Source organism: Rhodococcus sp. ACS1 (genome assembly GCF_002300155.1).
GTDB classification, from domain to species: Bacteria; Actinomycetota; Actinomycetes; order Mycobacteriales; family Mycobacteriaceae; genus Rhodococcus_F; species Rhodococcus_F koreensis.
The window spans coordinates 48,706-61,591 of record NZ_NSDZ01000006.1; the positions used below are offsets into that span (position 1 = coordinate 48,706).

General features: G+C 69.7%; 15 protein-coding genes. 7 read left to right on the forward strand and 8 right to left on the reverse strand.

Features of this window, described 5'->3' with window-relative positions:
• The first annotated feature begins 15 nt into the window (after window positions 1–15).
• The gene (locus CJ179_RS28760) at window positions 16–546 is read left to right on the forward strand and encodes a YbhB/YbcL family Raf kinase inhibitor-like protein (protein WP_072941804.1); all 531 of its coding nucleotides are present in this window, start codon (window positions 16–18) and stop codon (window positions 544–546) included.
• A gap of 76 nt (window positions 547–622) precedes the next feature.
• Here CJ179_RS28760 and CJ179_RS28765 read toward each other — a convergent pair whose 3' ends face one another.
• From CJ179_RS28765 to CJ179_RS28775, 3 genes are read right to left on the reverse strand one after another with little or no spacing between them, the layout of a single operon-like run.
• Window positions 623–1,693, reverse strand: a complete 1,071-nt coding sequence (locus CJ179_RS28765) for a quinone-dependent dihydroorotate dehydrogenase (protein WP_072941802.1) — start codon at window positions 1,691–1,693, stop codon at window positions 623–625.
• A 10-nt stretch (window positions 1,694–1,703) separates the two neighbouring features.
• Complete coding sequence (locus CJ179_RS28770) at window positions 1,704–1,943, reverse strand: DUF5703 family protein (protein WP_072941800.1); 240 nt, start codon at window positions 1,941–1,943, stop codon at window positions 1,704–1,706.
• Window positions 1,944–2,954 (reverse strand): hypothetical protein, encoded by a 1,011-nt coding sequence (locus tag CJ179_RS28775; protein ID WP_095863667.1) that lies wholly within the window; start codon window positions 2,952–2,954, stop codon window positions 1,944–1,946. It abuts the gene before it with no gap.
• A gap of 184 nt (window positions 2,955–3,138) precedes the next feature.
• On the opposite strand from CJ179_RS28775, the gene CJ179_RS28780 reads away from it, so the two are divergent.
• Complete coding sequence (locus CJ179_RS28780; RefSeq protein WP_072941965.1) at window positions 3,139–3,492, forward strand: hypothetical protein; 354 nt, start codon at window positions 3,139–3,141, stop codon at window positions 3,490–3,492.
• Between the two features lie 10 nt (window positions 3,493–3,502).
• Here the strand turns inward: CJ179_RS28780 and CJ179_RS28785 are convergent, their stop codons facing one another.
• The 5 genes from CJ179_RS28785 to CJ179_RS28805 all read right to left on the reverse strand — a co-directional run bounded on the left by CJ179_RS28785 (window position 3,503) and on the right by CJ179_RS28805 (window position 8,189).
• Complete coding sequence (locus tag CJ179_RS28785; protein ID WP_072941963.1) at window positions 3,503–4,372, reverse strand: heme ABC transporter ATP-binding protein; 870 nt, start codon at window positions 4,370–4,372, stop codon at window positions 3,503–3,505.
• Window positions 4,369–5,442 carry an iron ABC transporter permease gene (locus CJ179_RS28790; protein WP_072941795.1) on the reverse strand — a complete coding sequence of 358 codons (1,074 nt, stop codon included), beginning with the start codon at window positions 5,440–5,442 and terminating at the stop codon, window positions 4,369–4,371. The genes CJ179_RS28785 and CJ179_RS28790 overlap by 4 nt, the downstream gene beginning before the upstream one ends.
• On the reverse strand, window positions 5,439–6,479 hold the full coding sequence (locus CJ179_RS28795; protein ID WP_072941792.1) for a hemin ABC transporter substrate-binding protein: 1,041 nt from the start codon (window positions 6,477–6,479) through the stop codon (window positions 5,439–5,441). Before CJ179_RS28795 ends, CJ179_RS28790 begins: the two co-directional genes overlap by 4 nt.
• The gene (locus CJ179_RS28800; RefSeq protein ID WP_072941791.1) at window positions 6,476–7,162 is read right to left on the reverse strand and encodes a heme oxygenase (biliverdin-producing); all 687 of its coding nucleotides are present in this window, start codon (window positions 7,160–7,162) and stop codon (window positions 6,476–6,478) included. The genes CJ179_RS28795 and CJ179_RS28800 overlap by 4 nt, the downstream gene beginning before the upstream one ends.
• Before the next feature lie 97 nt (window positions 7,163–7,259).
• Window positions 7,260–8,189 (reverse strand): aldo/keto reductase, encoded by a 930-nt coding sequence (locus tag CJ179_RS28805; protein ID WP_072941788.1) that lies wholly within the window; start codon window positions 8,187–8,189, stop codon window positions 7,260–7,262.
• Window positions 8,190–8,421: 232 nt separating this feature from the next.
• Between CJ179_RS28805 and CJ179_RS28810 the strand changes: the two genes are divergently transcribed.
• From CJ179_RS28810 to mshC, 5 genes are all read left to right on the forward strand, one after another.
• Window positions 8,422–9,267: an undecaprenyl-diphosphate phosphatase gene (locus CJ179_RS28810; RefSeq protein WP_072941787.1), complete on the forward strand. Its 846-nt coding sequence runs from the start codon at window positions 8,422–8,424 to the stop codon at window positions 9,265–9,267.
• A 40-nt stretch (window positions 9,268–9,307) separates the two neighbouring features.
• Window positions 9,308–10,006 (forward strand): histidine phosphatase family protein, encoded by a 699-nt coding sequence (locus CJ179_RS28815; protein ID WP_072941784.1) that lies wholly within the window; start codon window positions 9,308–9,310, stop codon window positions 10,004–10,006.
• 128 nt (window positions 10,007–10,134) lie between these two features.
• A complete protein-coding gene (locus tag CJ179_RS28820) occupies window positions 10,135–10,728 on the forward strand; it encodes a DUF3090 domain-containing protein (RefSeq protein WP_072941781.1) in 594 nt (197 codons plus the stop codon).
• Window positions 10,729–10,731: 3 nt separating this feature from the next.
• Window positions 10,732–11,535: an SCO1664 family protein gene (locus tag CJ179_RS28825; RefSeq protein WP_072941779.1), complete on the forward strand. Its 804-nt coding sequence runs from the start codon at window positions 10,732–10,734 to the stop codon at window positions 11,533–11,535.
• 72 nt (window positions 11,536–11,607) lie between these two features.
• Window positions 11,608–12,855 carry a cysteine--1-D-myo-inosityl 2-amino-2-deoxy-alpha-D-glucopyranoside ligase gene (gene mshC, locus CJ179_RS28830; RefSeq protein ID WP_095863668.1) on the forward strand — a complete coding sequence of 416 codons (1,248 nt, stop codon included), beginning with the start codon at window positions 11,608–11,610 and terminating at the stop codon, window positions 12,853–12,855.
• Window positions 12,856–12,886: the final 31 nt, after the last annotated feature.

Genomic DNA, 12,886 nt, shown 5'->3' on the forward strand with positions numbered 1-12,886 from the left:
CAAGAGAGGAACCGCATGTCACACGATCCGTACGAGGCACTTCCCGACCTGCCGAGTTTCGAGCTGACCTCCACCGACGTCACCGACGGGCAGCCGCTGAACAAGGAACAGGTCAGCGGAATCTTCGGCGCCGGCGGCCACGACAACTCACCGCAGCTGTCGTGGTCGGGGTTCCCCGCCGAGACCAAGAGCTTCGCGGTGACGGTGTACGACCCCGACGCGCCGACGGTGTCCGGGTTCTGGCACTGGGCGGTCGCGAACATCCCGGCCGACACGACCACGCTGGTGAGCGGCGCAGGCGACGACGAGGGAACCGGGCTCCCGACCGGTGCGATCACGCTGAAGAACGACGCCGGACTGAGTCGTTTCCTCGGCGCCGCCCCGCCGGCAGGTCACGGGCCGCACCGCTACATCATTGTGGTCCACGCGGTCGACGTGGAGACCCTCGACGGCGTCACGGCCGAGTCGACGCCCGCGTTCCTGGGGTTCAACCTGTTCTCCCACGCGATCGCCCGCGCGAAGATCCAGGGGACGTACGAGCAGTAACTCCGGTAGTTCCGGAAACACCGGTGGCCGGCGAATCCTCGGGATTCTCCGGCCACCGGTCTCGGTGCGGGTTGCGTCAGCGCACGGCGCCGGCGCCGACCGCATCGGCGATCGAGGAGTAGCCGGCCTCGCGCACCTTCCGGGCCAGGCCCTTGTGGATGCGGCGAGCCCAGAACGGGCCGCCGTAGATGAAGCCGGTGTACCCCTGCACGAGGGACGCCCCGGCCAGGATGCGTTCCCACGCCTGGTCGAGCGTCTCGATGCCGCCGACGGAGATCAGCACCAGGCGATCCCCGACCCGTGCGTGCAGGCGGTTCAGGACCTCGAGGGATCGTTCGGCGACCGGAGGGCCGGACAACCCGCCCGCGCCGATCGCCGTCACCTCGTCGTCCGGGGTGTTCAGGCCGTCTCGCCGGATGGTGGTGTTGGTCGCGACGATGCCGGCGAGGCCGAGTTCGAGGGCGAGATCCGCGACCGCGTCGACGTCGTCGTCGGACAGGTCCGGGGCGATCTTCACCAGCACGGGCACGGTCACGGTGTCGAGTACCGCACGCAGCAGCGGCCGGAGGGATTCGACGGCCTGCAGGTCGCGCAGTCCCGGGGTGTTCGGTGAGCTGACGTTGACCACCATGAAATCGGCGAGCGGGCCGAGCAGTTGCGCGCTCGCCGTGTAATCGGCAGGGGCGTCCGCGGCATTCACGATTTTGGTCTTGCCGATGTTCGCGCCGATCGGGACGCCGGCCCGGCGCTGACGCAGGTGATTGGCCGCGTTGCCTGCGCCGTGGTTGTTGAACCCCATCCGGTTGATCAGCGCACGGTCCGCGGGCAGCCGGAACAGGCGGGGAGCCGGGTTGCCCGGCTGCGCCTGGGCGGTGACGGTGCCCACTTCGGCGAACCCGAATCCGAGAGGACCCCAAGCGTCGACACCGGTGGCGTCCTTGTCGAACCCGGCGGCCAGCCCGAGCGGCGCCGGGAAGTCGAGTCCGAACACGGTGTTCCGCAGTATCGGATCGTCCACCACGAGAACCCTGGCGACGAGTTGGCGCAGCGGCGAGAACCGCGTGACCAGGCGCATCGCAGCGAAGGCCAGGTGATGAATTCGCTCCGGAGGAAGGCAGAACATCACCCGTAAGAGCAGGTGGTACAAGGAGGTCTCCCTAGATTGCGGGGTCGGGGACATGGTGAGCGGTCTTCCTTCGTTTGAGCAGAACTCGGCGGCTTCCGTCGGAGTACAGACGGACCCGCGACAGCTCCCAGCCGCCGAATTCCGCCTGGATGGCCAAGCGCATCGATGCGCTGACGCGGGTGACGTCGGGCGGCAGCCGAAGCGGCACGTACTCGTAGTCCTCGGATTCGATCTCCCACCCGGAGGGGAGTCGACGTGAATGCGATGCCATCTACGAACTCCTCGTCGGGATCTGCTGCAAGCCGTCTCCCGTCGCGGAACCGATCAGGAGGTCACCGTTCACGGTATCCACACTGACAGAGTTCGGCTGCCGGACGGTGGGATACCGGGCCGTTTCCACGCCGACACCGCTGGACAGGTCGAATCCGACCACCTCGTTGGTTCCGGTCAGCGTGACCCACGCCCGGTCGGCGGAGTCGTCGTAGGCGACGGCGTACGGCGCAAGTCCGGCTGGGAACCGCTGACGGAGCATCAGTGTGTCAGTGGTGTAGGCGAGCAGTTCGTCGCCGGTGGTGTCGGTGACGAGGATGCGCCCGTAGTGGTCGGTGGTGAGTTGCGTCGCACCTTCACCGGCGCGCAGCGCGACGCCGAGCGCGGAACCCGGGACGTCGACGGCGGTGACGGACGTCTGACCGCGGTCGAGGGCGGTCAGCGAGTCGCCGACGACGGCCAGCCCGTCGACGGAGGTGAGGCCGTCGATCACCTGTGACTCGTTCGTCTCGGTGTTCACGATGTGAATCTCGCCATTGCCCAGGCCCATCGCCAGCCGGCCGTCGGGCAACTGCGCGACCGAACGGACGTCGCCGTCGGCGGGGACGAACGTCACCTCGCCCGTGCGCAGGTCGAGCCGTCCTACCTGCGTGTTCATCGCGAGAAGGGCCACGCCGCCGGGAGCGAGGGAGACCTGGGCGACGGCCCCGTCGAGCGGAATCGTGCGCGGAGCCGCCGTGAAATCGCCGGCCGGGAACAGCAGGATCTCGTTGCCTTCGCCGCCGAGGACGACGGTCGTGCGGGTCTCGGGGTCGAAGGTGGTCGAATCGATCGGCACGCCGACGGGGTGGACGACACCCGCGGGCGCGGTGCTCTGCGCCGGGGACTGCGCGGCAGTCGCGGGCGCGATCGTGATCGCCTGATCCTCGTCGGAGTTCGACGAACAACCCGTGACCAGTAGAAATGCCGCTCCGATACACGAGGCGACGACGCGCGCTCCCGGTCTACCCATGTGCTGCTCCTCGGGGTTCTCTCAACGACCTACACCTGCACAACTGTCCACTAGCATCCCTGATCCGCGAAACGCCCACGAATTCGGTCGGTGCCGAGCGGGTGCCGAGGCGATACCGTGAGAAACATCGACCCCGCGCCCGGTGGTTTCCCGACCGCCGGCCCAGGTCATCGAGGAGCAGACCGTGGAAACACCCGAAACGCCGACGTTCACCGTCGAAGACATCTCGGTCGGACCGCACGCGCACGGCTTCGGCCGGACCGCCGAAGGCAACTCCTACGCATTCCGCGTGCGCAAGAGCACGATGCACGTCGAGGTCTACCGCGCCGACGTGGAAACCGAGGTCCCGGACCCGGACGACATCGTGGCGTCGGCGCGGCGCTCGGTCCGGGAGATCGACCTGACCGACGAGCGCAGCATCGTCGCCGTCGTGCGGGACGCCGTGTCCGATCCCGATTCCCTGGTGGTGGGGACGGAGGACGGCATCACCGTGCGTGCGGTCCTCAGCCGCCTGGGCGCGGTCATCGACGGACTGTGACCGCCGGCCGCTAGCGGTGGTCGCGGCGGGGGAGGACGAGGGTCGCGCCGGTCACCGGGTGCGCGATGACCTCGACGGGGTGCCCGTACACCCGGGTCAGCAGGTCCTCGGACAGGACGTCGCGGGGAGGCCCGTCGGCCGCGACGCGGCCCTGCTCGAGGACCACGATCCGGTCCGCGTACGCGGCGGCGAGTGCGAGGTCGTGGAGCACGACCACCACCGCGGTGCCCCGTTCCGCGCGGGAGCGGGCGAGACGCATCACCGTCTCCTGATGGCCGAGGTCGAGGGCGGCGGTGGGCTCGTCCAGCAGGATCGTCTCGGTCCGCTGCGCCAGCACCCGGGCCAGCGCCACGCGGGCGCGTTCGCCACCCGACAGCGCGGTGAACGGCCGGTCGGCGAACGCCACCACGTCGCAGATCCGCATGGCCTCGGCGATCGCGGCGGCGTCGTCGTCGGTGCGGGGTGTGCGCGCCCACGGGGACCGGCCCATCGTGATCACCTGACGTGCGGTGAACGAGAATCCGACCGTGTTCTGCTGGGGGAGGACCGCCCGTCGCTGGGCCATCTCGAGCGCCGTCCACTCGCCGAGGTCCCGGTCGTCGAGGTGCACGCTGCCCGCGTGGACGTCCTGATCACCCGACAGCGCCGCGAGAAGCGTCGACTTGCCCGCCCCGTTGGGGCCGACGAGAACGAGGACCTCCCCGATCCGCACGTCCACGGACACGTCGTCGAGGACGGGTCTGCCGCCGCGGGTGACGGCGATGCCGTCCGCGCGCAGCGTCACGGCCCCTGAGGGTCGCGGCGGGGGCACCGGATCGGTCCGCCGGAACAGGTTCTGCTCGAGGGCCTCGCCGACGCGGGTGCGGAACGACGGATTCATGCCCATCCGCCCTGACTGGCCCGGGTGCGGCGCAGCAACCAGAAGAAGAAGGGCCCGCCGACGAGGGCCGTGAGCATGCCGAGGGGGAGGTCCGCGTTGGCCACGAGCGACCGGGCGCCCAGGTCGGCGAGCAGCAGCACGAGGGAACCGCACAGCGCGCTCGCCGGAATCAGGGCTCGGTGGCCCGGACCGACGGCGATCCGCATCAGGTGCGGGACCACCAGCCCGACGAACAGGATGATGCCGGTGAAGGCCACGCTGGACGAGACGAGCAGGGCGACGATCAGCACCGCGATCTGACGCAGCCGTTCGACGTCGAGGCCGAGGTGACGTGCCGCGTTCTCGCCGAGCGAGAGCAGGTCGAGTTTCCCGGCGATCGTCATCGTGGCGGCGATCCCGGCGACCGTCATCGGCGCCACCACCGCGACCGCGCTCCAGGTGGCCCCGTTGAGGCTGCCCAGTTGCCAGAAGACGATCTGATCGCGCGCCGCAGGGGACGCGACGAACGTGAAGAAGGCGATGAGTCCGCCGGCGAACGCGTTGACCGCGACACCGGTCAGGACGAGGGTGACGACCTCGGTGCGGCCCTCGTGCCGGGCGAGGAGATACACGGCGACGGTCGTGACCAGTCCGGCGACGAAGGCGGCCGCGGCCACCGTCCACCCGGCCGCGAACGCGCCGCCGACGACGATCGCGGCGCTGGCGCCGACCGCGGCGCCCGCGGACACCCCGATGACGCCGGGTTCGGCGAGCGGGTTGGCGAACACACCCTGCAGCAGCGCTCCCGCGCATCCCAGTGCCGCCCCGACCAGGATCGCGAGGATCACGCGGGGGAACCGGACCTCCCACAGCGTCACTTCACCGCTGGGGTGCGCGGGCATCGGCCCGAGATCCAGTCCGACGCGGTGCAGGATGCTTCCGACGACCTCCCCGGGGCCGGTCGGCACCTGACCGATGCAGGCCGAGAACACGGCGGCGACGGCGAGGGCGATCAGCAGACCGCCGAGAACGGCACCGGTCCGGGTGCGTGACGAGGGCTTACCAGGAGCGTCGAGGTCTTCGACCGTCATGGAGTGGCGGCCGGGTAGACGGCGTCGGCCAGAGCGCCGAGGACGCGACCGGTGTTGGGGCCGAAGCTCAACAGCACCCCGTCCTGCATGTCCACGACCCGCTGGTTCCTGCCCGCCGGTGTCTGCGCCACCCCGGGGACCTTCTCCAGGCCCTCGATCCCGCCGATCGATTCGAGTCCACCGGTCATCATGAGAAGCACGTCGGGGGCGGCGGCGATCAGTGCCTCGCTGGTGATCGGGGCGAACTGCTGGGTGATCCCCGAGGCGGTACCGGCGTCGACGGCGCCGAGCGCGTCGATCAGGGAGTCGGCCCCCGATCCCGGGCCGCCGATCATGGTGATCGCGGTGCCGCGCAGATAGAGGAACGCGATCTTCAGCGGATTCTCGCCCTGGGGCGCGCGACTGCGGGCCGCCGCGATCTCGCTCTCCGTGCGGGCCGCGAGTTCCCGGCCCTGCTCCGGCACCCCGAGCGCATCCGCCACCGCGGTGATCTGGCCGGGCACGCCGTCGAGGGTGCGCGTCGGATCGAAATAGACCACCGGCACCCCGGCGGCCCGCAGCTGATCCTGCACCGCCTGCGGTCCGATGCTGGTGTCGGTGAGGATCACCGTCGGCGCCAGGTCGAGGATGGCCTCGGCATTGAGGGACTGCCCACCCGGTGTGACCACCGGCACGTCCTGCGCGGCCGGGAACTCGGACGCGATGTCCCGGCCCACCACGTTGTCGCCGAGCCCGAGCGCGAACACCGTCTCGGTGAGCGTTCCGTAGCGGTCCGCGGTCACGATCCGGCTCGCGTCCGTGATCGTCACGTCCACCCCGTCGAAACTGCGGACCGTGACGGGCAGCGCCGGTGTCGCCGGGGACGCGAGAGGCTCCGGATTCAGGTCGTCGAGGACCGCCGTGCGCGCGCCGCCGGTACCGCCCGCGCTGTCGCCGGTACCGGAACTGCACGCCGACACGGCCACCGCGGCCACCAGGAGCAGGACGAGAACGGCGAACAGCGACCTGTCTGCGCGGGTACGGGACACCAGCCTCATCGTGCGCGATACCGGTCGATGCCGGCTTCGAGGTCGGCGAAGAGGGCGCCGTTGAGGCGGTAGGCGAGGTTGACCTCGTCGATCACGCGCTGCTGGTCCTCCGGAGACAGCGGCGCCGCGTCGAGTGTCGCGCGGTAGGTATCCTTGAACACCTTCGGTTTCGGGATCTCGTCGAAGGTGTAGAACTGCAAGCCCTCGGTGCTGTACCCGTAGGCGCGCTCGAGCATGCGCCGGATGATCTGCCCGCCCGACAGGTCGCCCATGTACCGGATGTAGTGGTGCGCAACGAAACCGGCGGGCCATTCGTACGCCACCTCGCGGAGCCGTTCCACGTACCGGGTGGTGGCGGGCAGCGCGGAGACGGTGTCCCGCCACGACGGCCCGCGCAGGAACTCGAGATCCGCTTCCAGCGACGGAACCCGCAACAGCTCGTCGTGGAGAAACGGCGACACGACGGGGCTGCCGGTGTGGGCGCGTCCGGCGTCCTCGAGTTCGCGGTAGACGAGGTACGTCTGCGCGAGCAGTTCGGCGTAGCCGTCCGAGGTGAGCTCACCGGCGAGCAGGGCCCCGACGAAGCGGGACTGCTCGGTCTCCCGGTGAGCGGCGTCCGTGCCCGCCTTGATGCGCTCGGCGAAGCCGACGGTTCCGCGGTCGGCCGCGTCGGCCTCGTTCAGCGTGGTCATGGACTCTCCTGCGGATCTACGGACGTCGGCCGGTGAGCACCAGGTTAGCCTGCCCTGCACGTGAACTGCAGGTGCACGTCCGCCTGCCCCGCCCGCGCTACGCGCTGACGTCGTCGAGCGCGGCCGCGATCGCTGCGGGCAATTCCAGCTCCTCGGCGACGAGCACTCCGGTCAGCTGGGCGATGTCCCTGGCCCCGACGACCGCGCTCGCGACCCCGGGACGGTCGCGTGCCCAGGCGAGTGCGACCGCCAGCGGGGACGTGCCGAGACCGTCGGCTGCGGTCACGACCGCGTCCACCACCCGCACGGACGAGTCGGTGAGGTAACTCTGGACGTCCTGCGCGTGCGCTTCGTCGGCCCCGCGTGAATCGACGGGGATGCCGTTGCGGTATTTGCCGGTGAGCACCCCGCGGGCCAGCGGCACGGCCGCGAACATCCCGACGCCGTGATGGGCGGCTGCCGGAACGAGCTCTTCCTCGACGCCCCGGGCGAGGAGCGAGTACTCCACCTGCGTGGCGACGAGCGTGGTGCCCCGGGACGCGCCTGCCGCGGTCGCCAGCTGCCAGCCCAGGTAGCCCCTCGCCCCGACGTACCGGACCCGGCCGCTGGACACCGCGAAATCGAGTGTGGCGGCGACCTCGTCGACCGGCGTGAACGGATCCCACGTGGCGACCTGCCACATGTCCAGGTAGTCGGTGCCGAGCTCGCGCAGGGTCGCGTCGAGCTGGGCGACGAGTCCCCGTCGCGAGCAGTCGATTCGCGAGGGTCCCGCCGGGTTGATGCCCGAACTCGAGCTCAGGACGAGTTCCGTGCGCGGCACCACGTCGTCGAGCAGTTCCGCCAGGATCCGCTGCGCCGCACCGTCGCCGTATGCGGGGGAGGTGTCGACGAGGGTTCCGCCCGCATCGACGAACGCCGCGATCTGCGCGGCGGCTTCGTCGCCGTCGGTGTCCCGACCCCAGGTGAGCGTGCCCAGGCCGAGACGTGACACTCGCAACCCGCTTGCTCCGACCGATCTCTGTTCCATAACCGCCTGCGTCTCGTACCGTAGCTGCAACCCGGGCATCCCCCGAAGATGCTGGTGCCCCCGGGACCGGCCACCACAGGAGCAGAGTAGTGGGGTATCGCGTGGCAGGGGTCCTGCCACGCCGGATTCTGCCGGAGGTCACCCCCACCGGTACCGTGGCGCCGGTGAATTACGAACGCGACATGGGAAATTGGCGTCAGAGCGGCACATTCGGCCTCGGGACCGGTGAGTGATGGGCGAGGCGATGACCTGGCTCCAGGCGATTGTCCTCGGTGCCGTCCAGGGATTGACCGAGTTCCTGCCCATCTCCTCGTCGGGCCATCTCCGGATCGTGTCGGAGGTCTTCTTCGGTGACGACGCCGGTGCCTCGTTCACCGCCGTCACCCAGCTCGGCACCGAGGCCGCGGTGCTCATCTACTTCGCCCGGGACATCGGACGGATTATCGCCGGCTGGTTCCGGGGACTGTTTCATGCCGAGCATCGCAGTGACCTCGATTACCGGATGGGCTGGTATGTGATCATCGGCACGATTCCGGTGGGTGTGCTCGGGTTCCTGTTCAAGGACCAGATCCGCACCGGAGCCCGCAACCTGTGGCTGATCGCCACCATGCTGATCGTGTTCGCGTTCGTCATCGCGGCGGCCGAGTACTACGGGCGGAAGGTGCGTCCCGTCGAGGACCTGCGCGCCAAGGACGGCATCATCATGGGCTCGGCCCAGGCGCTCGCCCTGATCCCGGGAGTCTCGCGGTCGGGCGGCACGATCAGCGCCGGCCTCTTCCTCGGACTCACCCGCGAAGCCGCGGCCCGCTATTCGTTCCTCCTCGCCATCCCCGCGGTCGTCGCATCCGGGCTGTTCAGCCTGCCGGACGCATTCGAACCGGCCGGTGAGGGTCTCAACGCGAGCGGTCCGCAGCTCCTCGTCGCGACCGCGATCGCCTTCGCCATCGGTTACGCGTCGATCGCGTGGCTGCTGCGTTTCGTCGTCGACCACTCCATGTACTGGTTTGTCGGCTACCGCATAATCCTCGGCGTCATCGTCCTGTCGCTTCTCGCGACCGGCGTCGTGTCGGCCACCTGAGATCGGGCGGTCGGGGAGTGCGCGACACTAGGCTGGGCCAATGACAGTTGTGCTGCTGCGCCACGGGCGGTCGACCTCGAACACTGCACACACGCTCGCCGGCCGGTCACCGGGAGTCGAACTCGACGACCGCGGCCGCGAGCAGGCGCAGGCGATCGTGGCCCGGCTCGCCGACGTGGTGATCGAGGAGATCGTGCACTCACCGCTTCTGCGGTGCGAGCAGACGGTGGCACCGCTCGCCCGAGCACGGGGCCTGACCCCGGTGGTGGAACATCGGCTGGTCGAGGTCGACTACGGCGAGTGGACGGGTCGCGAGCTGAAGGTCCTGCTCGAGGAGCCGCTGTGGAAGATCGTGCAGCAGCACGCGTCCGCCGCCGTGTTCCCCGGCGGAGAAGGGCTCGCCCAGGTCCAGGCGCGGGCCGTCGCCGCGGTCCGGGAGCACGACGCCCGGCTCGCGGAACTCCACGGCCGCGACGTCGTGTGGGTGGCCTGCTCGCACGGTGACGTCATCAAGTCGGTCCTCGCGGACGCCCTCGGCGCGCACCTCGACGGATTCCAGCGGATCGTCGCGGAACCCGCCTCCATCAGCGTCGTCCGGTACACCTCCACCCGCCCCTACGTGCTGAAGATGAACGACACCGGGGCCGATCTGTCGGGGGTGAACGTGCCACCGGCGTCGGGAGACGGCGCCCGGGCCGAAGTATCCGGATCGGTGCCGGGCGGGGAGGTCCGGTTGTGATGATTGGGCGGACACCGCCGGTAACGATTGACGGATAATGAACGCAGCATGCTGCGAGGAACAGTCCGAGACGGAACAACGAGTGGGCAGCGCCGCAGTAGGGCCCGGCTCCAGCTGAAGGAGGTGCAATGTCACGCGCAATTCACGTATTCCGCACTCCTGACCGATTCATTGCCGGGACGGTGGGCGAACCCGGCGACAGGTCGTTCTATCTCCAGGCAGTACACGAGGCGCGAGTGATCAGCGTCCTACTGGAGAAACAGCAGGTACAGGTCCTGGCCGACCGGATGGGACTTCTCCTCGAGGAAGTGCACCGCAGGTTCGGCACGGAGGTTCCCCCGGAAGGGGCCGAACTCGACGACTCGAGCCCACTCGTCACCCCGATCGACGCCGAGTTCAGGGTCGGCACGATGGGCCTGGGCTGGGACGCGGACGCCGGAGCCGTCGTCGTGGAACTGCTCGCCGTCAGCGAGACGGAATTCGACGAGTCCGTCGTCCTCGACGACTCCGACGACGGACCGGACGCCGTGCGCGTCTTCCTCACCCCGCTGCAGGCGAGGGACTTCTCCCTGCGGTCCGAGCGGGTCATCGCCGCCGGTCGCGCACCGTGCCCGCTGTGCGGCGAGCCGCTCGCCCCGGAGGGACACATCTGCATCCGCACCAACGGGTACCGCCGCGGCCAGAGCTTCGGACTCACCCCGGAAATGGACGAGGAGGACTGACGGTTGCCTGCCGAGGAGTCCGATCCCCTGGAGTCCGGCGAGCTGACCCTCATCGGCCAGATCACCCACGCCAGTAACGCCACCCTGGTCTGCGACGCGGCCGCGGGTGAGAACACCGTCCGCTGCGTGTACAAACCGGTCCGCGGGGAACGCCCGCTGTGGGACTTCCCGGACGGCACGCTCGCCGGACGGGAGTACGCGTCGTATCTCGTGTCCGAGCAGCTCGGGTGGGGTGTGATTCCCCGCACTCTCCTGCGGGACGGTCCGTTCGGCCCGGGGATGGTGCAGCGGTGGGTCGACACCCCGGACCGGCACGCCGACGACACCGGCGGTCTCGACCTGGTCGACATCTGCGCGCCCGACGCCGTCCCCGAGGGGTGGTTCGAGATCTTGCGCGCCACCGACATGGACGGCGAACCGGTCGCACTGATCCACGCGGACGACCCGCGGCTGCAGCGGATGGCTGTTCTCGACGTGCTGATCAACAACGCCGACCGCAAGGGCGGCCACGCGCTCGAGGGTCTCGACGGTTCCGTCTACGGCGTCGACCACGGCATCTGCCTGCACACGGAGAACAAATTGCGGACCGTGCTGTGGGGGTGGGCCGGGACGGAGGTGCCGGGCGCCCTCGTCGTGGACATCGCCGAACTGATCTCCTCACTCGAGGGCGACTTCGGCGCGCGGCTCGGCGAGCACATCACGTCCGGCGAGGTGGCCGCGCTGTACGAGCGCGCCGTGGACCTTCTCGCCGCACCCGTGATGCCCCGGCCGAACGGTCACCGGCCCATCCCGTGGCCCGCGTTCTGAGCGACCCGTTCGGAGCCCGGCGGGCGGCGGCTCCCTCCGAGGCGGAAACGCGGGTCCATTAGGCTCGCTGTCATGCAGTCTTGGTCCGAAACCGCTGTCCCGTCCGTTCCAGGCCAGGGGCCTCCGCTGCGGTTGTTCGACACCGCCGACCGGCAGGTGCGCCCCGTCACTCCCGGACGCACGGCCACGATGTACGTGTGCGGTATCACCCCCTACGACGCGACCCACCTCGGTCACGCCGCCACGTACCTGACGTTCGATCTGGTGAACCGGATCTGGCGTGACGCCGGGCACGACGTGCACTACGTCCAGAACGTCACCGACGTGGACGACCCGCTGTTCGAGCGCGCCAACCGCGACGGCGAGGACTGGGTCGTCCTCGGCATGCGCGAGACGGCTCTGTTCCGCGAAGACATGGAAGCCCTCCGGGTGATTCCCCCGCGCGACTACATCGGCGCGGTGGAATCGATCGGCGAAGTGATCGAGATGGTCGAGAAGTTCGTCGCGTCCGGCGCCGCCTACGTCGTCGACGACGCCGAATTCCCCGACGTGTACTTCCGCGCGGACGCGACGGAGCAGTTCGGGTACGAATCCGGCTACGACCGCGCGACGATGGACAAGTTCTTCGCCGAACGCGGCGGCGACCCGGACCGCCCCGGCAAGCAGAATCCCCTCGACGCGCTGGTGTGGCGTGCGGCCCGGCCGGGCGAGCCGTCCTGGCCGTCGCCGTTCGGTCCCGGGCGTCCCGGCTGGCACATCGAGTGCTCGGCCATCGCCCTCAACCGCATCGGCTCGGGTTTCGACGTCCAGGGCGGCGGCAGCGACCTGATCTTCCCGCACCACGAGTACTCCGCGGCGCACGCCGAGTCGGCTACCGGGGATCGCCGCTTCGCGCGCCACTACGTGCACACCGGCATGATCGGTCTCGACGGCGAGAAGATGTCGAAGAGCCGCGGCAACCTCGTGTTCGTGTCGAAACTGCGCGGCGAGGGCGTCGACCCGACCGCCATCCGCCTCGGACTGCTGTCCGGGCACTACCGGCAGGACCGTCCGTGGACCGAGCAGGTTCTCGCCGACGCCCACACCCGGCTCCAGTTGTGGAAAGATGCCGCCGCACTCGAGTCAGCGCAGTCCGCCACCGACACGATTGCCCGGCTGCGCCAGCATCTCGCGGACGACCTCGACACCCCGAAGGCGCTCGACGCCCTCGACGGCTGGGCCCGCCGCGCCCTCGACAACGGTGGTTCCGACACGAACGCGCCGAGCGAATTCGCCGCGGCTGTGGATGCCCTTCTCGGTGTGCGGCTTCGCCGCCCGTGAGTACTTGTTAACCGCCCGCGGTTAACAAGTA